This window comes from Fodinicurvata halophila, from assembly GCF_042651425.1.
Classification (GTDB): domain Bacteria; phylum Pseudomonadota; class Alphaproteobacteria; order Kiloniellales; family DSM-21159; genus Fodinicurvata; species Fodinicurvata halophila.
Window position 1 is genome coordinate 449,909 of sequence record NZ_JBHSCW010000003.1, and the last position, 17,566, is coordinate 467,474.

Consider the following 17,566-nt stretch of genomic DNA (forward strand, 5'->3'; position numbering starts at 1 on the left):
CGTTAACATGCAGAGAATACAAACAACGGGATGGTCAAGGCCATGAAACGTCTTCTGATCTCGGCGGCAGCCTCTCTCGCGGTTCTCCTCGGACTTTCCAGCGCTGCTATGAGCCAGGAACCGATCCGTCTCGGGGATTTGAATAGCTATACGGGATATGCGGCCTTTACGCATCCCTATCGCGACGGCTGGCAGCTTGCTCTGGAGGAAATCAATGACGCCGGCGGTGTGCTCGGACAACCGATCGAGGTGATCAGCCGGGATGATGGAGCGAGCCCTTCCGATGCCATTACGGTTGCCAATGAGCTGGTCAGCAGGGAAGGGGCGGAATTCCTCTTCGGAACGCTGCTCAGTCATGTCGGCTTGGCGGTGTCCGACTTCGCGCGGCAGAAGGAAGTGCTTTTCCTGGCCGCGGAGCCGCTGACCGACAATCTCGTCTGGGATGCAGGGCATGACTATACCTTCCGCTTGCGTCCCGGCACCTATGTCCAGGCCGCCATGCTGGCCGAGGAGGCAGCGAAACTGGAGGCCACCCGTTGGGCTGTCGTCGCGCCCAACTACGAATACGGGAAATCCGCCGTGGAGGCCTTCAAGGCGCGCTTGAAGGAGTTGAAGCCGGAGGTCGAATTCGTGGCCGAACAGTGGCCGCCCCAGGCACAGATCGATGCTGGTTCTGTGGTGCAGGCACTGGCTGATGCCGATCCCGAGGCAATCTTCAACGTGACCTTCGGCGGCGATCTGGCGCGTTTCGTTCGCGAGGGCGAAGTGCGCGGCCTGTTCGAGGATCGCGAAGTCGTGTCCATGCTGTCCGGAGAACCGGAATGGATCGATCCGCTGGGCGAGGATGCGCCCGAAGGCTGGATCGTCACAGGGTATCCCTGGTACGGCATCGACACGCCCGAGCACAATGCCTTCCTGGAGGCCTATCAGGAGCGTTTTGACGACTATCCCCGCCTTGGGTCCGTCGTGGGCTACACGGCCCTGCATTCCCTTGCCAAGGCCATCGAGAAGGCCGAATCCCTGGACACGGAAACCGTCATCGAGGCCATGCGCGGCATGGAGGTCGAGTCCCCACTGGGGCCGATCAGGTATCGCAGCATCGACCAGCAAAGCACCATGGGAACCTTCGTCGGTCGTTTGACTGTCAAGGACGGCAAGCCCCGCATGGTGGACTGGCGCTATGGTTCGGGCGAGGAATACTTGCCTTCGGATGAGAAGGTACGCGAACTGCGCGGAGAAGACTGAGTTCTCTGAAGCTGGTACCGGGGATCCCTGATGACCTGAGCCGGTCACTGACCGGGAAGTATTGAGGCGATGGACAGTCTGATCATCCAGTTGCTGACCGGATTGGCCAGTGCTTCTTCGCTGTTTCTCGTGGCCAGCGGCCTTACGATCATCTTCGGCGTCACGCGTGTCGTGAATTTCGCCCATGGCAGCCTGTACATGCTTAGCGCCTATATCGCCGTGACCCTGATCCAGCTCTGGGGCGGGCAGGCGGGTGGTTTCTGGCTGGCCGTCCTTGTCGCAATCCTGGCCGTGGCGCTTATCGGCGGGCTGCTGGAGATCACGGTCCTGCGAAGACTCTATCGCTCGCCCGAGCTCTTTCAGTTGCTTGCGACCTTCGGTGTGGTCCTGATCGTGCAGGACGTGGCCCTGGCGATCTGGGGCCCTCAGGATCGATTCGGCGTGCGGCCGCCCGGTCTTGATGGTGCCTATACTGTTCTCGGTCGACCGGTGCCGACATACGACATCTTCCTGATCGTCCTGGCCCCCCTCGTTCTGCTGGGCCTCTGGCTGCTTTTCAACCGAACGCGTTGGGGAGCGCTCGTGCGCGCCGCCACGGAAGACCCGGAAATGCTCTCGGCCCTGGGCATCAACCAGCGTTGGCTGCTGACCGCCGTTTTCGCACTGGGGTCCATGTTGGCCGGACTGGGTGGGGCCCTGGAGCTGCCGAAGGGCAGCGCCAATCTGTCCATGGACATGCAGATCATCGCCTCGGTCTTCGTGGTCGTGGTGGTGGGTGGAATGGGATCCATTCTCGGGGCCTACCTGGCGGCTGTCCTGGTCTCGCTGATCCGCACCTTCGCGATTTCCAATGCCCAGGTCTCGCTTCTGGGGATTACCGTCTGGCAGCTTGAGCTGGTTTCCATCTTCATCGTGATGGCGGTCGTTCTCGTCCTGCGCCCCTGGGGCCTGCTGGGGCGGCCGGAAGCGCTGCACCGGGGCGGCATGTCGGTGGAGGCAACGGTCCTGCGCCCGCCCGGACGATGGCATCGCCTGGCCCTGGGCGTTTTGGTCCTGCTGCTTTTCCTGTTGCCGGCCGTCAGTGCGAACAGCTACCTGATGTATATCGTCAGCGAGATGGCGGTCTTCGCGCTCTTTGCCGCCTCGCTGCAGTTCCTGATGGGCCTGGGGGGCGTCATTTCCTTCGGCCATGCGGCCTATTTCGGCCTGGGCGCTTACGGGGCCGCCCTGGCTTTCCGGCACCTGGGGCTGCCCATGGAAACGGCCCTTCTGGCTGCTCCCCTTCTGGCCGGTCTGGGCGGCCTGGTCTTCGGCTGGTTCTGCGTGCGCCTGTCGGGTGTCTACCTGGCGATGCTGACGCTGGCCTTCGCCCAGATCGCCTGGTCCATCGTCTTCCAGTGGGACAGCCTGACCGGCGGAGACAATGGTCTGCTGGGAATCTGGCCCTCTGAGTGGGCCTCTGATCCAGTGGTGTTCTACTACCTGGTGCTGGGCGTCGTCCTGGTCTGCCTGTTTCTGTTGCGGAGATTCGCCTATGCACCCTTCGGCTACACCCTGCGCGCCGGCCGCGATTCTCCCCTGCGGGCCGAGGCCATCGGCATCGACGTGCGGCAGCATCGCTGGCTGGCCTTTACGCTGGCCGCGATCTTCGCCGGCGTGGCCGGTGGACTGTTCGTTTTCCTCAAGGGCAGCGTATCCCCGGATGCCATGGCCATTCCCCAGTCCGTGGATGCCCTGGCCATGGTGCTGCTGGGCGGTGTGCAGTCGCTGACGGGCCCGCTGTTCGGGGCGGCCATCTTCACCGGTCTCAAGGCCGAACTGATGAGTCTCACCAACTACTGGCGCTTCATCCTCGGGTCGCTGATCGTCCTGCTGTGCGTTCTCTTTCCCCGAGGGATCGCAGGGGCGGAGCGTGACATATCGGGCTGGTGGCCCCGGAGGCGTTCGTGACGGCGATTTTGCAGGTTCGGGGCCTCAACAAGGCCTATGGCGGCGTGCAGGCCGTGAAGGATGTCTCCTTTGCGGTCAATCACGGGGAATTGCGGGCCCTGATCGGACCCAACGGGGCTGGCAAGACCACCTGCTTCAACCTTCTGAACGGCCAGCTGAGCCCGGACAGTGGAGAGGTCGTCTATCGCGACAGGGCGATCACCGGACTGCCGCCGCGCCGGATCTGGCGCCTCGGGATCGGCCGCACGTTCCAGATCGCGGCCCCCTTCGCCTCCATGACAGTGCTGGAGAACGTGCAGATGGCTCTGATCTCCCATCACGGACGTTCGCGGCGCCTCTGGTCGCATGCACGCAACCTGTACCACGCTGAAGCCATGGCCCTGTTGCAGCGGCTGGACCTGGAAGAGGCGGCCCGGCAGACCTGCGGCACCCTGGCGTATGGCGACATCAAGCGACTGGAATTGGCCGTAGCATTGGCCCATGGACCGGACCTTCTGTTGATGGACGAGCCGACGGCGGGAATGGCTCCGGAAGAACGCGCGCAGCTGATGGATCAGGTCAAGAATCTTGTCGAACAGCATGGCATGTCCGTACTTTTCACGGAGCACGATATGTCTGTTGTCTTCAGGTATGCCCATCGTGTCCTGGTCCTGGACCAGGGCGCCGTACTGGCCGACGGGACCGTCGGCGAGGTGCGCCGCAACAGCGAGGTGCAGCGGATTTACCTCGGGGATCTTGGGGATGAGACAGGTGGCCAGGAGGTAAAGGGCGAATGACGGCCTTGCTTGAGATGAAGAGGCTGAGCGCCTGGTACGGCCGGGCCCAGGTTCTGTTCGATGTCGCTCTCGAGGTCAGGGAAGGGGAGGTTGTGGCCCTGGTTGGCCGCAATGGCAGCGGCAAGAGCACCACCCTGAAGGCTGTTATGGGACTCGTGGATCGCCATGCCGACCGGCTGCAGTTCGAGGGACAGGATATTTCCGGGCTGGCGCCTCACGAGGTGGCGCGCTGCGGGATCGGCTACGTGCCCGAGGAACGCCGTGTCTTCCAGGGACTGACGGTACGCGAGAATCTGGCCGTTGCCCAGCGCGAGGGTGATGGAAACGGCCCGGTTTGGACGTCGGCGGGCATCTTTGCCCTGTTTCCGCGGCTCGAGGCGCTGTACGAGCGTTCCGCCGGCGCCATGTCCGGCGGCGAGCAGCAGATGCTGACCATCGCCCGGACCCTGATGGGCAATCCGCGTCTGCTGCTGCTGGACGAGCCCTCCGAGGGGCTGGCGCCAGTGGTGGTGCAGCAGATGCGCCAGGCGGTCTCAACACTGAAGGGCGAGGGTGTGTCCGTCCTGCTCTCGGAGCAGAATCCGGCCTTTGCCAAAGGCCTGATCGATCGTGGCTATTACATCGATCGCGGGATAGTCAGCCCACAGGAAGAGGGCTCCGCTTTGGCTTGACGGCAGACTCAGGCATGTTAACCCTCGAACGGATAAGATCTTAACGGAGTCGGGTTCAAAAGGTGTACAGACGGACGTTTTTCACCGGCCTGCTGGCTTCGGCTCTGCTTGGCAGCCTGTCCGCCCGGCGGACCTGGGCAGAGACACCGCCGCTTGTACCCGCAAAACCCGCCGGAGCGGTCATCGTACTGGATCCCGGTCACGGCGGGCGCGACCCCGGGGCGATCGGAAGTGCGGGGACACTGGAAAAGAATGTCACCCTGTCCATTTGCCGTGAAGTGCGCGACGACCTGAATGCGCGCCTGCCGCATCATGTGGCGCTCACGCGCGAAGACGATATCTCGCTGGCCCTGCCGGATCGCGTCCGGATCGGCCACGAACTGCAGGCCGACCTCTTCATCTCCATCCATGCCGATGCGGCGCCCAATCGCAATGCGCGCGGATTGTCAGCCTATACACTGGCCGAGGAAGCCTCCGACGACTTCGCGGAGTCGCTGGCCGAGCGCGAAAACTCAGTGGACGAGATCTACGGCATCGACCTGCGCAACACCGATTCCCGCACGGCGGCGATCCTGATGGATCTGGCGCGCCGCATCGCGCGGGAGGATTCCCGCCGTGCCCAGCGCCTGATCGTGGAAGGGGCGGCGCAGGACCTGCACCTGCTGGACAATCCCCGCCGTTCGGCAAACTTTGCGGTCCTGCGTTCTGGAGAGATACCGTCGGTTCTGGTGGAAACCGGCTTCCTGACCAATCCCAAGGACGAGCGCCTGCTGTCCGATGCCGGCTCGCGGCGCCGGATCGCCCAGACCCTGGCGCGCGAGATCGGGCAGGTAGCCAGCGTGTTCCTGCGCGAGCGCAACGGAACGCTCTGAACGAAAAGGCCGGACCCCTGCGCTTGGCACGGGCCCGGCCTTCGTTTTCGGAGCGCCGTCGTTTCAGATGTAGTGCTCGGCCAAAGGCTCGAAGCCGTTGAAGGCCACGGACGAGTAGGTCGTGGTATAGGCGCCCGTCGCGCCGATCAGGATCTTGTCCCCGATGGTCAGGCTGATCGGCAGGTCATAGGGCACCTTCTCGTACATGACGTCCGCGGAATCGCAGGTCGGGCCGGCCAGGACCACGGGTTCGACCTCCTCGCCGTCGCGCGGCGTGGCAATCGGGTAGCGGATGGCTTCGCCCTCGGTTTCCGCCAGTCCGCCGAAACGGCCGATGTCGAGATAGACCCAGCGGCGCTCGTCGGCCTCCGACTTGCGCGAGATCAGGACCACCTCGCTCTGGATCACGCCGGCATTGCCCACCATGCCGCGGCCGGGCTCGATGATGGTGTCCGGCAGGCGGTTGCCGAAATGACGGCGCAGGGACTCCATGATTTCCTGGCCATAGGCCTCGGCCGTGGGAATCTCCTTCATGTAGCGGGTCGGAAATCCGCCGCCCAGATTGACCATGCGCAGCTGCAGGCCCTTCTCGGCCAGGCGGCGGAACAACCGTCCCGCGGTGCCCAGAGCTGTATCCCACTGCCCCGGATCGCGCTGCTGCGAGCCGACATGGAACGAGATGCCATAGGGGTCCAGGCCGAGCTCGATGGCCTTGAGCATCAGGGTCTCGGCCATGTCCTCCTCGCAGCCGAACTTGCGCGACAGCGGCCAGTCCGCCGATTCCCCCGAGGTCAGGATGCGGCAGAAGACGCGCGCGCCGGGAGCCTGCCGCGCGATCTTCTCCAGTTCGGGCTCGCTGTCGAAGGCGAAGAGGTCCACGCCCAGGGCATGGGCGCGGGCGACATCGGATTCCTTCTTGATGGTGTTGCCATAGGAAATGCGCGCCGCGTCCGCGCCGGCCCGCAGCACCATCTCGATTTCGGCCACCGAGGCCGCGTCGAAGCAAGAGCCGAGCTGGGTCAGCAGCTCCAGGATCTGCGGTGCCGGGTTCGCCTTGACCGCGTAGTAGATACGGGAATCGGGCAGGGCGGCGGAAAAGCAGCGATAGTTGTCGGCGACGACATCCAGGTCCAGCACCATGCAGGGGGTGGGCGGCTGGGCGTCGTTCAGGAAGCTGGAAATCTTCGGGGTCATGGCTGTCCCTTTCAGCAGGTCGGCTGTGAAACCGTGCAAATGAGTGCGACCAGGGAATGCCAGTGCTGTGGAGGCACGGCTGACATTCCAGCTTCGTTCCAGGCCTGGCCTGACGCGAAGCGCGTGAAAGTGACTGCGGTACGTGACCGACGCCAGAAGGAACGGATCCAACCGGTTGGGTTCTCTGACGCCAGCTTTAATCGGACGGGAAAATCCCGGCTCCGCACGCCCTGGCAGCGATGTAATTCGTCTCTCTCGGTAAGGCCGGCGGATGGAAGGCCGGCGAGACCAAAAAAGCCGCGTCACGTCGTTGCGTTCGCCGGAATATCCCTCCCGGCCAGAGGCACGTGCGAATACGGTTCAAGAGTGCAGATAATGCCTTTTTTGAATCTGCGCAACAGCTTTTTATCGCAGGGGAAAAATTCTTTCGAGTCATGTTGCCGCGGGCGGAGAAAGCAGCCGCAAACCGGGGCTTAGAGCGCCTGGTCGGTTGGACGGGAAGCCGCGTCCGATTCAGCGCTCACATTGTCGGGGCCGGCGTCCGGCGGCATGCACATGCGCAGGCGCATCGGCGCTTGCGCACCGGGCAGACAGGTCATGCGGATCTCACATTCGCCCGCGGCCAGGGGCAGGTTCGACTCCTCCGGCAGGCGGGCGCGGCAGGCATTGGTGACGTCCTGATCGGAGACCTGCAGGGCCTGGCCGATGGACTCGTCGACCTGACCACCGTTCTGGACACCGGACGCCGTGTGCGGACTGCGGTAACCGCCGGTGCTCTCCATGCCGGAGGACATACCACCGCCCACCGCACCGCCAAGGCCGCTCAGCGCGGCCGAAGCCAGCATGACGGCCGCCCCGCCACAGCCCGAGAGGGTCAGCAAAAGCAAAAGCGGGAGGAGAAGTTTCAGGTGTTTCATTGGTCTCGCTCCTCCCGCTGACTTGGTTCAGTTCTGGTTGACCTGATAGGGCGCATTCATCTCGTAGCGGATGGCCCACTGGCGGGCCGCCTCAGCGGCATCATGTACCTGGGTGGGTGAGGTCTGTTGCACGAGGGCAATCAGGGTTCTGCGCGAGGCTTCCAGAAGTTTCTTGTCCTTGCCGGAAGCGGAAATCATAAGCCATTTCAGCGTTTCCACGGGGTTCTGGGAAACTCCTTCGCCCTTCATGTGCATCTGGGCCAGCACATACTGAGAGCGTTGATAGCCTTGTTGTGCCGCTTCCTCGAAGAGTTGCTTGGCGCGGTTCGGGTCGGCTGCCACACCTGTTCCAGACTTGTAGAGAAGCCCAAGGTTATGCTTGGCACCCGGCAGTCCCTTGCTCGCGGCCCTGTTGATCAATTCAAAGGCACGAGCTGGATCCTTGTTGACTCCTCTGCCTTCCGCATAAAGCAGACCGAGGTTGTTTTCCGCACTCGCCAGTCCCTGGTTTGCTGCGGCCTGGAACCAACGAGCAGCTTCACTTGGATTGTTTGCATTGGAAAGGTGGTACTGCCCAATTTTTTCCTGCGCGCCCGCATGACCTCGTTCCGCGGCCTGCCTCAGATATCGCTCCGCCGCCTGCAGTGAGGTCTGCTGGCCCGCGAATCCTTTCAGGTAGAGCGAGCCCAACAGGAAGCCTGCTTCCAGGTGACCGGCATCGGCCGAACGGCGAAGATACTCGTAGGCCTTGGTCGGGCTTTCACCCGGCAGGCGCTGCATGGAGGCTCGCAGCCCCAGCTGGAAGTCCGCTTCCGGGTTGCCTTTGGCTGATTCCATGCGCAACTCGTCCACGCTGCTCTCTCCCAATTCCTGTGCTGTTGCATTTTCTGGTGAAAGCGCTGCAAGGCTGGCCAGAATGGCACCCATGGCAAGAGCTCGAAGCAGGCTTTTAGATTTTGAATTTTGTTGGAACATCTTTCTTCGTCCGGTGTTGACCGGCCTCTTCCAGATACGGCCATAGTCAGGCCGCATATGATTAATAGGTATCACTCCGCTTCGACCTCGGCGGTCTGTTCTTCGGACTGCTCCTCACTTGGCTCTTCCGTATTAGCGGTATCACTACTGCTAGAGGTGTCGTTATTGTCACCTTGAATGTCGTTAATAGAGTTGTTCTGGCTAATGTCTGAATCGGCACTTGAGTCTTGGCTGCCTTCGCTATGCTGGTCTGTCTGCTGTCCGACGTAGCCCTCGGATCCCTCCGAGAGGATCTGGGTGATTTCGTTCAGATTTCCGACCGAGGTGGAGTTGGTGGTGTAGTTGGTGGTGTACTGGTTGAGGGCGCCCAAGCCGCCGCCGTTCACACTGCCGCCGTTGCGTTCCATGGCCTGGAACTGGGCCGCCATGGATTTGTTGCGCGACCAGCGCCAACCATCATTGCCCATCTGCTGGGCCATGGCCATATCCGCGGCCAATAGTGTCAGCGGCAGGGCGGCGACTGCAATAAAGTATCTGTACATTGCCTTGTCCTTTCCCGAGTTGGCTGATTGAAAAGGGGAGACAGGTGTTTCCACCTGCCTCCGAGATCAGGTAAGGTTCAGTTCCCGACGTTGACGGAAATGTTGTTGCCGACCGAAGTTGCCGTGGAGTTCACGAGCGGACGGTCGATGCTACCTAGGTTCACGTAGTTGTTGACCCCAACATTATCTACAGTGGAGGTTGATTCCACATTCATGTAGCTGAACTGGGTGTAGTCGGCGACCAGTAGGTTATCGATTGCCGGTCCTGAAACGATTGTCGTTTCGCCATCGACTTCAGTCTCTTCACCCGGATTCACCGATACCGAGATATTGTTGGAGACAGCCGTGGCATTGCTATCAACCGAAGAATTCAGGATATCGCTGACATCCGACTCTGCCGTGACGTTACCCTGCTCGATCAGACCAAGCGCCGCCAGAATGGTGGCGGTGGCCAGAACATCATGGTGACGGTTGCCGGTGTCGACCTGAGAAATGCCGGCAGCTGCGAGTGCTGCGTTGGCCAGATCGCCAGAGGCATGGAAATATTCGCCACTGCCAGAGGCGCTTCCGTCACCGCCACCCAAGGAGACACTGCGACGCCCAATGTCCTTATACCAGTACTCCCACTCCTTCTCGTACTCCCATTCCTTGTAGGTGATATCACCGGTTTCAGGAGCATTGAACTCCCCAAAGGCATACTGGCCATTGTGCATAAGTGTGCCGGCATCGGCCGTCACGCTGAGGTTGTTGGCCACGGCGGTTGCCACGCTGACAACCTCGGGTAATTCGATGACGGCATCCAGGGCCGCATCGCCGATGATATACATGTCCTCGATGTCGACGGTGAAGATAACGCAACCTTGTTCGCCTGGAGGCTCATTGTTACAGGAGCCACCATCCGGTGCGATGCCCCCGTGGACGCTGACAGTCGCCCCATCGAGAGCCCCGGTTGCGTCATAGACCCCGCTATCCAGGTCTCCTACATCTCCACTGTCATCAGTGCTGCCAAATGTGGACTCGGTTTGTGCGCCCGGCTGGATGCCAGCCACCTCACCAGAGGTTTCACCATCATAGACACCCTTGTTGAAGTCGAGACCATCGACATAATCATCGTCGAAGATTTCGCTTTCAAAGGTGAAGGAACCATCGGCATAGCCTGTGCCTTCGGGCTGGTTGTTGTGAACACCACTGACCGTGGAAGTTGCCGTGATATCACCAACGCTAACCTGGATGGATTCCACCATCACCAGGCCTTCGGGATCGACCTGCCAAACAATCTCGGGATCAATGGTGAAGTCAGTGTTAACCTCTGATGTCCAAGTCCAATCCACTTCATCAAAAGCCTGGGCCGGCGCTGTGGCCAGGCCAAAGCCAAGGGCCAGGCCGGATGCGCCGGCGAGGAGCCCGTAACGTAAGGTCCTTTTCATTTTTAGCTCTCCTTCTTAGAGTCACTTGCGTCAAGGTTATGGGCTTCCTGGATTTCGCCGCATTCCTTGCTGGCGGGAAGCCCGAAGTACTCCGTCATGATCTGGTAGATCGCCATTTCCACGACGGAGCGCACGCCGAGCTGGAGCGGTTCGTTCTGGATACGACCCGCATCGAACTCGACGAGTTGGGATCCGAAGAATCGGAAGACGTTGGCTTCGACCTCGTAGCCGTAGATCTGCTTCTGAAGGGAGCTGACATATCCGACGTCGAAGTTGCGTGAGTTGACCACGCGCAGGTCCAGGCCGACGTTGATGACCACCGTGCGCGCGCCCGCGCCGATGCCGCCGACCCAGAGGCCCGCGCCCTGGCTCACGATGTTGTAGTTGAGCTCGGTCAACGCGCCGAGCACGACGAAGTCGCTGGCGCGGATGGAACTGGCCATGCCGTTCTGGGGCCGGGTGGTCAGGCCCTGTTCGATCATCTTCATTTCGGCCAGCGGGATGCGCAGGTCGAAGCGCTCCACCAGCTTGGCCTTGCCGGTCTTCCACAGCGCGCTCATGACCATCTCGGACACGCCCTGGGAGATCACCGCGCTATTGCTGGTGCGGTCGATCTGTCCGGTTTTGTCGGCGACCTCGCCTACGGTGAAGGCGGGCAGGTTGTTGGCCGGGTGTTTGCGGAACGAGGCGAGACACTGCGAATAGGGCGTGTCGTTGGAGGTGACCGGGAAGCTGAAGAAAGGCTCGGGCCCCTTGGGCGCGTCCTTGATGTTCTCGGCCGTGGTGTGCGGGGCGCAGGCCGACGCTGCCATGAGGGCCACGAAGGCCAAACCGGTCAGGAGACGGCGTGCTGTGATTGAGCGCTGGGTCATCGCTTCCCTCTAATCTGCTGCCGCTGGAGAAAGCCGAGACGGTCTTGTCGTCATCGGTGCTCCAGGAGGATCTGGAAAGCGATCTTTGAATATTATTGCGTTTGGCGAAACATATCGTACGGATAGTTTCGCGGACCATTTAGGTTAAGGATTTTTATTATAGATAATTTTCGATTTATGCGGGTTACCCCGAAAGGGCCGTGGACTGCATCATTCGGGTGAGCGGCAGGTGCGTGAGGATAGATCCGCGTTCCCTCTGACCGGCTGGCTCTCTCTTTTGATCCGCAATGAAAGGGGGCGAATGAACGTATCCTGAACAAGCCTGGCCCCGTAAGTGAAATGTGTTGGAGTGGGACCAGGCAGGACACATTGCCCGTTCATTCGGGAACAGTCCGGAAGCGTCACCTCCTTATGATCAGGAAACGGTATGGCAAAGCAGAATCAGAAGGTCCTCGTTGCCTGTGATCCCGAAGCCTTGTTTCGCAGTCAAGGCGGCCTGCAGGCAAAGAAAACCGTTGGTCTGTTGCTCCGTGAGGAACGGCTCAAGGCTTTGTCCCTTTCCGAGGACCTTCACGCGCGTCTGGAGCATGGAGAAATCGTGCGCCTGGACTTCTCAAAGCTTCACCCCCTGCAAGTACAGGATACGACAGGGCAGCGAACCGTGGTGCCCTTTATCCTGATGACCACCCTGGAGGACGTCCGGCAGATGCTGATGACGTTCCGCTATTGGGGATGGGAGGTGTTCAGTTTTGGCGTATTCTTTTTCGACGCGCCGCGCCACAGCGAACAGGATCGCCTGGTACTGGCGGAGTTCGGCTTCTGCGTGATGAGCAGGCATGCCATGGCGCATTTCCTGCGCTGTCCCGGTGCAATCCAGTTTCCGAAGGACCTGGACGACGAGGATCGCCGTCTGCTCGATTGCCTGGGCCATGGTATGACCAATGCCCAGATCGCCCGGGAGCTGAAGCTGCCCCTGGCGCGGGTCAAGACGCTGGTGCGGGCCCTGTTGGCACGGCTGAACCTGGAGAACCGCACCTGTGCCGCTGTCCTGGCCTATTGGATGCGTGAAGCGGAGGAAGAGAGAGCGATGACCCCCGAGAGTCACAACTGGGACGCAGTCGCCGGATCACACCGGAACAGAAAGGACGTGCAATGCCACGAAAAGGGGGTAGGCGCCGTTCTTGAGGGGTAGGGGGCTGGTCTTCTACGGCAAGGCGCCGCATCTAGACTTCATGTACACTGACTTTCATGCCTGTGGTTCTGCTTCGAGATCAAGCAAAGCGCAGACGTGTATGTATTCGGTCAGGAGTTCCCTGTCTGTAGAGGAGCGGTTTCATGAAGTCTTCCGTGATCGTCACCATGCTGGCTGCGGCCTTTGTCCTCGCCGGGACATCCGCGGCCTCCGCCCAGTGGAATAACCAGCCCTGGCAACCCGGCTGGAAGGGGCCCTCCGGCGGTGTGGGCATGAGCCCGGGCTATCGCCAGGCGATCCTCGAGCGCGAATTCACCGGCAGCGAGCCCGACAACCTCTATCGCGGCTCCGACGGCTTCCTGCTGGATGTGCGGCGCGGTCCGGACCGCCAGGCCTTTCTGTCCAGGCCCAGCTCCATGACGCTGCCGTACCGCCCCAACGGCTTCCTGTCGCTGAGCGGTTTCGGTTATGGCGGCACATCCTCGGGCCCCTACCTGGCCAGCGGCTATGCCGGAAATCCCTACGACTCCGCCCAGGTCGCCTACGTCGGCTGGACCGAGTTGATGAACACGCCGTCCGACCAGGGTCGCTGGACCGGCGTCGCCACCTCCACGGCCACGCCGGCCGGCCAGGTGATCGACACCTGGATCGGCCAGCTGAACGGGCTGTGATGCCGACTGGGACACGGGATCAGGCTTCCGCGCCGTCATTGTGCCGGATGCCGTGATCCAGGGCCCAGATCGCCGCCTGCGTGCGGTTCTGGACATGGATCTTCTTGAGCAGGCCCTTGAGGTGCACCTTGACCGTGCCCTCGGTGATGCTGAGTTGACGGGCGATGATCTTGTTGGGATAGCCGTTGATCAGGCATTTCAGGATCTGTAGCTCGCGCTCGGACAATGTGGCACCAAAGCCGTTGATGCCCAGTCTTTCGGCCGCCGTGTCCACGCTGAAGCTGCCGGTCACAAGGTGGGCCGCCAGTTCCGTGGGGAAGACCACTTCACCCATGAGAACCAGCCTGAGCGACTGGATCAGCGCGTCGAGGGACATGTCCTTCAGCAGATAGCCGCTGGCGCCGGCTCGCAGGGCCTGAACCATCTGCTGCTTTGAAAGGGTGTCCCCGAAGGCGATGACCCGCGCGTCCGGAAGGCGTTCCCGCAGGCGCGTGACCGGGTTGTCTTCATTCTCGCGCGGCAGCCACTCCAGCAGGATCAGCTGGGGTGCCCCGCCTTCGAGCGGCGCGTCGAGCGCAGCCTCCAGGCTGGGAAACTCATAGAGAACCGAGAAGCTGGTGCCGGCCATGATCTGCCGCAGGCCTTCTCTCAGAAGGCGACTGTGATCGATGATCATGACGGAGCTGTTCTGATAGTTGTCCATTGCCTTGCCCCTGAATTCGAGTTTCATGACATTCGTTCGCCGGGCTCGAGATTTTTTCTCTTTCGTTAATCTTCGGCTATCCGATTTTTCTGATGTCATCTTTTCGGTTCGGATGGCCGAAATAAAGTCAGCGAACAAGGCTAGCTTGCCTCAAAAGCGCATAGGAACAGAGTCGCTAGATGGGATAGGTTGCCCGTACAGAGGTATGGGGTATGCCCATTGGTATGGGGTCAGGGCATACCTGAGGGACTTGGAGGGTTCCGGGTAACAGGGTCTGCCAAGGACCGGGAGGTCCTCTCCAGAAAATCCATCCTGTCTATCGGGCAAGCTTCTAAAATCGCAGGGAATTCAGATCGTCTTTTCCTGAACGGTGGTTGCCTGCGGCTGGTTGCAGTAGGCGGCAATGGCCTGGGTCCGCGTCTTGACATTGATCTTCTTGTAGATCGAACGCAGGTGCAGCTTCACCGTGATTTCCTCGATTCCGAGGTTGCGCGCAATCTGCTTGTTGGACAGCCCATGGCAAAGCTCTTCAAGCACAGCGAATTCCCGGGGTGTAAGGGAAGGAGGCAGCGGCCGTCTCGCCGGATTTTCAGGTGGTTCCTGCCTGGAGGCCATGAGATGGACCGGCAGGTAGGGTTCGCCGGCCAGCATCAGGTGTATGGCCGGGATGATCGCCCGGATGGACATGGCCTTCGACAGGAAACCGATGGCCCCGTTCTCGATGGCCTTCTGGATCATCTCCTGGCACTCGTCCCCGGACCAGAGGGCGACGGGAAGGCCCGGAAAACCCGACTGAAGCAATCCGAGGCCCGCAATGCCGTCGATCCCCGGCATGTGTGCATCCAGGATCACGAGATCGGGCTTCCGGATCGTGCGAATGTATTCTATCGCTTCCTTTACGGATGAGACCGAGGCGGCCTCTATCCCTTCTGTTTCCAGGAGGTGGACCAGAGCTTTCGTCACAAGTGGATGATCATCGACGACCAGGACAGACATGGTACCTGCTTTCGATTGATCCGGAAGCTTTACAGGGGTGCGAGCAAGTCGATGGGTTACAGCTCTTTCTCGCAGGAAAATTTCTGATTTCGGATTACCCCTAACTCTTTATACTTCGATTTTTCACGTGTGTATACAAAAATAACATATGCACAGGGGCAATTTTGGGGTAGTCCGGCAAAAAACAGTAAACTAATGTTTATTAAAATATGGGAATTGCTATTTCAGGTTGGCGGGAGGCTTGGCAAACTGCTTGATAAATTATCGGCAAACTGAAGAATAGGAGACACGATTCGGTAAGGGAAGCAAGACCCTCTCGCATGGGGTTGTTGTCGAAAACCAGCTTGGAGCGGTCGCGTCATGACGGAGTCGAACAGTGGGGATGAGCGAGGCGACGCAGCGCAGCCGCGTCGTTACATTGTCTCCTCCTCGCATCTCGTTTCGGAGCAGGCGGCCGAACTCAGTGAGTTCGAGTTCGGCCTGATCATTGCCGGGAATGCGTTCGGGCGCTGGGTCGTGCGCTGCATGGCTGCGGCGGGCATGCCCGATCTGTCCACCCTGGATGTGCTGGTTCTGCACAGTGTCTATCATCGTGCCCGGGGCAAGCGCCTGGCGGATATCTGCTTTGTCCTGAACATCGAAGAAAGCCATACCGTCAACTATGCATTGAAGAAGTTGTGCCGCCTCGGCCTTGTGCAGAGACACCGCCAGGGCAAGGAGGTTGTTTTCGAGGTCACTGCGGACGGCGAGAACTGTATCCGGAAGTACAGGGAAGTCCGGGAGGCCTGTCTGGTGTCGACCTTTTCCTCGCTGGGGGGCGTGGAGCACCGCGACCTGGAGACGCTGGCCAAGAACCTGCGCGTGCTCTCGGGTCTCTATGACCAGGCGGCGCGCTCGGCAACGTCGCTTTGAGGGCTTCTCAAGGAAAAGGCGCCGGAAGCTCCGGCGCCTGAGGACTCAGCGGTTTTTGCCGTGATCAGAAAACCATCTGAATCCAGAGTGTTGCGGCCAACGTTCCCAGCAGAAGGCATCCGGTCATCAGGCCCAGATTGAGAACCCGTTGCCGCTCGATGATTGAAGTTTTACGGGGGGTATAGACATTTTGATGGCAGCGTTTGGCCTCATGTCTCATCCCAACCTCCCTAGCATCATGAAAGCCCGGTTGAGCTTTCTGACCGGAATATAGCCCCGACGGCGTAGCGGGAAAATATTTTTGGTTTCCCGGTCTATCTTTTGTCACAGCCCGATTTTATAACTTATTGAAAACAGTATGTATTTCCATTGTATCCTCGGAGGGTGAGGGCGCCCGCAGATGGTAACATTTCGTGAGCTTCTTGCCGGCAACGTAAAGCCAGGCAACTGCAACTTCATCTCATGAAAATGGTCGAAGATATTGGCTTGGAAGGAAGGCTTTAAAATGACGAAGGGCCGGTCCAGCGGGGGACCGGCCCTTCGTGTATTGGCTCCGCGGGCAGGACTCGAACCTGCGACCCGGTGGTTAACAGCCACCTGCTCTACCGCTGAGCTACCGCGGATCAGGGAACCGTACTTGGTTTGGTTCGCGGCTTATAGCAAAGCTCCTGAAGCGGTGCAATGCCGATTGCCGCCTGTATTGGAGGCCCGGGCCGGAATCGAACCGACGTGCAAGGATTTGCAGTCCTCTGCATAACCACTCTGCCACCGGGCCGGAGGGCAAAGCCGCCATCAATGGGTGGCGATGTATAGTGTGTGGCGTGCTGGCCGGTCAAGCACCGCGGAACGAGAATTGTCACTCGCACACGTGCAAGGTGGTGCTGCGAGAGTTGTCTTGAACCGGCAGGCTGACTATAAACCGCAGTTGAACCGAGAGAAAAGTCCAACCGGACGCCTGCACCTGTCCGGTTTGTTCCTGTGAGGCCTGACCATGGATTATGCCTACGCCCGCCAGAATATGGTGGAGAGCCAGCTGCGGACCAACCGTGTTTTCGGGGAGCGTTTGCTCGATGCCTTCGAAACCCTGCCGCGCGAGCTGTTCGTGCCGGAAACCATTCGCAGCATCTCCTATATCGATGAGGATCTGCATATAGGGGGCGGACGCTACCTGTTGGAGCCGATGGTTCTCGGGCGTCTTCTGCAGGCCGCGGATATCCAGGAGAGCGATGTCGCGCTGGATATCGGCTGCACCACGGGCTATGCGACCGCGATTCTCGCGCGCCTGTGCAGCACGGCAGTGGGCCTGGAAAGCGATCCCGGCCTTGTGGACACGGCCAATGACCTGCTCTCGCGCATGGAGATATCCAATGCCGTGGTGGTACAGGGCGACCTGGCCGAAGGCTATCCGAAGCAGGCGCCCTACAACGTGATCCTGGTCAACGGCGGCGTCGAGGAGCTGCCGGCCGGCCTGACCGAGCAATTGGCCGAAGGCGGTCGGCTGGTCACGGTCACGCGACCGGCGTCGGGCGGCATCGGACGGGCGCGGCTCTATCGCAAGGACGAGGGCATCGTGTCCAATCGGATCCTCTTCGATGCCTCCACGCCCGTTCTGGAGGAATTCAAGGCCCCGCCGCGCTTCGTGTTCTAGCGA

General features: G+C 60.6%; 17 protein-coding genes and 2 tRNA genes. 9 read left to right on the top strand and 10 right to left on the bottom strand.

All coding sequences use genetic code 11. The features are described 5' to 3' along the window. Window positions 1-42: 42 nt before the first annotated feature. The 5 genes from ACFOW6_RS06895 to ACFOW6_RS06915 all read left to right on the top strand — a co-directional run bounded on the left by ACFOW6_RS06895 (window position 43) and on the right by ACFOW6_RS06915 (window position 5,514). Window positions 43-1,245 (top strand): ABC transporter substrate-binding protein, encoded by a 1,203-nt coding sequence (locus tag ACFOW6_RS06895; RefSeq protein ID WP_382421602.1) that lies wholly within the window; start codon window positions 43-45, stop codon window positions 1,243-1,245. Between the two features lie 69 nt (window positions 1,246-1,314). Beyond that, on the top strand, window positions 1,315-3,195 hold the full coding sequence (locus ACFOW6_RS06900; RefSeq protein ID WP_382421603.1) for an ABC transporter permease: 1,881 nt from the start codon (window positions 1,315-1,317) through the stop codon (window positions 3,193-3,195). After that, window positions 3,192-3,971, top strand: a complete 780-nt coding sequence (locus ACFOW6_RS06905) for an ABC transporter ATP-binding protein (RefSeq protein ID WP_382421604.1) — start codon at window positions 3,192-3,194, stop codon at window positions 3,969-3,971. The genes ACFOW6_RS06900 and ACFOW6_RS06905 overlap by 4 nt, the downstream gene beginning before the upstream one ends. Next, complete coding sequence (locus tag ACFOW6_RS06910) at window positions 3,968-4,642, top strand: ABC transporter ATP-binding protein (protein ID WP_382421605.1); 675 nt, start codon at window positions 3,968-3,970, stop codon at window positions 4,640-4,642. Before ACFOW6_RS06905 ends, ACFOW6_RS06910 begins: the two co-directional genes overlap by 4 nt. Before the next feature lie 62 nt (window positions 4,643-4,704). Continuing rightward, complete coding sequence (locus ACFOW6_RS06915) at window positions 4,705-5,514, top strand: N-acetylmuramoyl-L-alanine amidase family protein (protein WP_382421606.1); 810 nt, start codon at window positions 4,705-4,707, stop codon at window positions 5,512-5,514. Window positions 5,515-5,577: 63 nt separating this feature from the next. Here ACFOW6_RS06915 and ACFOW6_RS06920 read toward each other — a convergent pair whose 3' ends face one another. From ACFOW6_RS06920 to ACFOW6_RS06945, 6 genes are all read right to left on the bottom strand, one after another. Next, window positions 5,578-6,708, bottom strand: a complete 1,131-nt coding sequence (locus tag ACFOW6_RS06920) for a type III PLP-dependent enzyme (RefSeq protein ID WP_382421607.1) — start codon at window positions 6,706-6,708, stop codon at window positions 5,578-5,580. 473 nt (window positions 6,709-7,181) lie between these two features. Next, window positions 7,182-7,625, bottom strand: a complete 444-nt coding sequence (locus ACFOW6_RS06925) for a hypothetical protein (RefSeq protein WP_382421608.1) — start codon at window positions 7,623-7,625, stop codon at window positions 7,182-7,184. A 27-nt stretch (window positions 7,626-7,652) separates the two neighbouring features. Further along, complete coding sequence (locus ACFOW6_RS06930; protein WP_382421609.1) at window positions 7,653-8,600, bottom strand: tetratricopeptide repeat protein; 948 nt, start codon at window positions 8,598-8,600, stop codon at window positions 7,653-7,655. Between the two features lie 71 nt (window positions 8,601-8,671). Beyond that, window positions 8,672-9,142, bottom strand: a complete 471-nt coding sequence (locus tag ACFOW6_RS06935) for a hypothetical protein (protein WP_382421610.1) — start codon at window positions 9,140-9,142, stop codon at window positions 8,672-8,674. Window positions 9,143-9,219: 77 nt separating this feature from the next. Then, entirely contained in the window at window positions 9,220-10,569 is a 1,350-nt protein-coding gene (locus ACFOW6_RS06940; protein WP_382421611.1) for a hypothetical protein, read from the bottom strand. 2 nt (window positions 10,570-10,571) lie between these two features. Further along, window positions 10,572-11,441: a CsgG/HfaB family protein gene (locus ACFOW6_RS06945; RefSeq protein WP_382421612.1), complete on the bottom strand. Its 870-nt coding sequence runs from the start codon at window positions 11,439-11,441 to the stop codon at window positions 10,572-10,574. A 427-nt stretch (window positions 11,442-11,868) separates the two neighbouring features. On the opposite strand from ACFOW6_RS06945, the gene ACFOW6_RS06950 reads away from it, so the two are divergent. Beyond that, window positions 11,869-12,633: a helix-turn-helix domain-containing protein gene (locus ACFOW6_RS06950; RefSeq protein WP_382421613.1), complete on the top strand. Its 765-nt coding sequence runs from the start codon at window positions 11,869-11,871 to the stop codon at window positions 12,631-12,633. Window positions 12,634-12,776: 143 nt separating this feature from the next. After that, a complete protein-coding gene (locus ACFOW6_RS06955) occupies window positions 12,777-13,304 on the top strand; it encodes a hypothetical protein (protein WP_382421614.1) in 528 nt (175 codons plus the stop codon). A gap of 19 nt (window positions 13,305-13,323) precedes the next feature. Here ACFOW6_RS06955 and ACFOW6_RS06960 read toward each other — a convergent pair whose 3' ends face one another. Then, window positions 13,324-14,034, bottom strand: coding sequence for a LuxR C-terminal-related transcriptional regulator (locus tag ACFOW6_RS06960; RefSeq protein WP_382421615.1), 711 nt, complete (start codon window positions 14,032-14,034; stop codon window positions 13,324-13,326). A 321-nt stretch (window positions 14,035-14,355) separates the two neighbouring features. Next, window positions 14,356-15,003 (bottom strand): response regulator, encoded by a 648-nt coding sequence (locus tag ACFOW6_RS06965; protein WP_382421616.1) that lies wholly within the window; start codon window positions 15,001-15,003, stop codon window positions 14,356-14,358. A 360-nt stretch (window positions 15,004-15,363) separates the two neighbouring features. On the opposite strand from ACFOW6_RS06965, the gene ACFOW6_RS06970 reads away from it, so the two are divergent. Beyond that, a complete protein-coding gene (locus ACFOW6_RS06970) occupies window positions 15,364-15,915 on the top strand; it encodes a winged helix DNA-binding protein (protein ID WP_382421617.1) in 552 nt (183 codons plus the stop codon). Between the two features lie 548 nt (window positions 15,916-16,463). On the opposite strand, the gene ACFOW6_RS06975 is transcribed toward ACFOW6_RS06970, so the two are convergent. Together ACFOW6_RS06975 and ACFOW6_RS06980 are read right to left on the bottom strand one after the other, a co-directional pair. Continuing rightward, window positions 16,464-16,538, bottom strand: a tRNA-Asn gene (locus ACFOW6_RS06975). Window positions 16,539-16,616: 78 nt separating this feature from the next. Then, a tRNA-Cys gene (locus ACFOW6_RS06980) sits at window positions 16,617-16,690 on the bottom strand. A gap of 216 nt (window positions 16,691-16,906) precedes the next feature. Between ACFOW6_RS06980 and ACFOW6_RS06985 the strand changes: the two genes are divergently transcribed. Continuing rightward, window positions 16,907-17,563 carry a protein-L-isoaspartate O-methyltransferase family protein gene (locus tag ACFOW6_RS06985; RefSeq protein ID WP_382421618.1) on the top strand — a complete coding sequence of 219 codons (657 nt, stop codon included), beginning with the start codon at window positions 16,907-16,909 and terminating at the stop codon, window positions 17,561-17,563. Window positions 17,564-17,566: the final 3 nt, after the last annotated feature.

What these genes read in the sequence shown, in the direction of transcription:
- ACFOW6_RS06895 (WP_382421602.1), top strand. Translation starts at nt 43, where the DNA reads ATGAAACGTCTTCTGATCTCGGCGGCAGCCTCTCTCGCGGTTCTCCTC.
- ACFOW6_RS06900 (WP_382421603.1), top strand. Translation starts at nt 1,315, where the DNA reads ATGGACAGTCTGATCATCCAGTTGCTGACCGGATTGGCCAGTGCTTCT.
- ACFOW6_RS06910 (WP_382421605.1), top strand. Translation starts at nt 3,968, where the DNA reads ATGACGGCCTTGCTTGAGATGAAGAGGCTGAGCGCCTGGTACGGCCGG.
- ACFOW6_RS06920 (WP_382421607.1), bottom strand. Translation starts at nt 6,708, where the DNA reads ATGACCCCGAAGATTTCCAGCTTCCTGAACGACGCCCAGCCGCCCACC.
- ACFOW6_RS06925 (WP_382421608.1), bottom strand. Translation starts at nt 7,625, where the DNA reads ATGAAACACCTGAAACTTCTCCTCCCGCTTTTGCTTTTGCTGACCCTC.
- ACFOW6_RS06930 (WP_382421609.1), bottom strand. Translation starts at nt 8,600, where the DNA reads ATGTTCCAACAAAATTCAAAATCTAAAAGCCTGCTTCGAGCTCTTGCC.
- ACFOW6_RS06935 (WP_382421610.1), bottom strand. Translation starts at nt 9,142, where the DNA reads ATGTACAGATACTTTATTGCAGTCGCCGCCCTGCCGCTGACACTATTG.
- ACFOW6_RS06940 (WP_382421611.1), bottom strand. Translation starts at nt 10,569, where the DNA reads ATGAAAAGGACCTTACGTTACGGGCTCCTCGCCGGCGCATCCGGCCTG.
- ACFOW6_RS06945 (WP_382421612.1), bottom strand. Translation starts at nt 11,441, where the DNA reads ATGACCCAGCGCTCAATCACAGCACGCCGTCTCCTGACCGGTTTGGCC.
- ACFOW6_RS06950 (WP_382421613.1), top strand. Translation starts at nt 11,869, where the DNA reads ATGGCAAAGCAGAATCAGAAGGTCCTCGTTGCCTGTGATCCCGAAGCC.
- ACFOW6_RS06955 (WP_382421614.1), top strand. Translation starts at nt 12,777, where the DNA reads ATGAAGTCTTCCGTGATCGTCACCATGCTGGCTGCGGCCTTTGTCCTC.
- ACFOW6_RS06960 (WP_382421615.1), bottom strand. Translation starts at nt 14,034, where the DNA reads ATGAAACTCGAATTCAGGGGCAAGGCAATGGACAACTATCAGAACAGC.
- ACFOW6_RS06965 (WP_382421616.1), bottom strand. Translation starts at nt 15,003, where the DNA reads ATGTCTGTCCTGGTCGTCGATGATCATCCACTTGTGACGAAAGCTCTG.
- ACFOW6_RS06970 (WP_382421617.1), top strand. Translation starts at nt 15,364, where the DNA reads ATGACGGAGTCGAACAGTGGGGATGAGCGAGGCGACGCAGCGCAGCCG.
- ACFOW6_RS06985 (WP_382421618.1), top strand. Translation starts at nt 16,907, where the DNA reads ATGGATTATGCCTACGCCCGCCAGAATATGGTGGAGAGCCAGCTGCGG.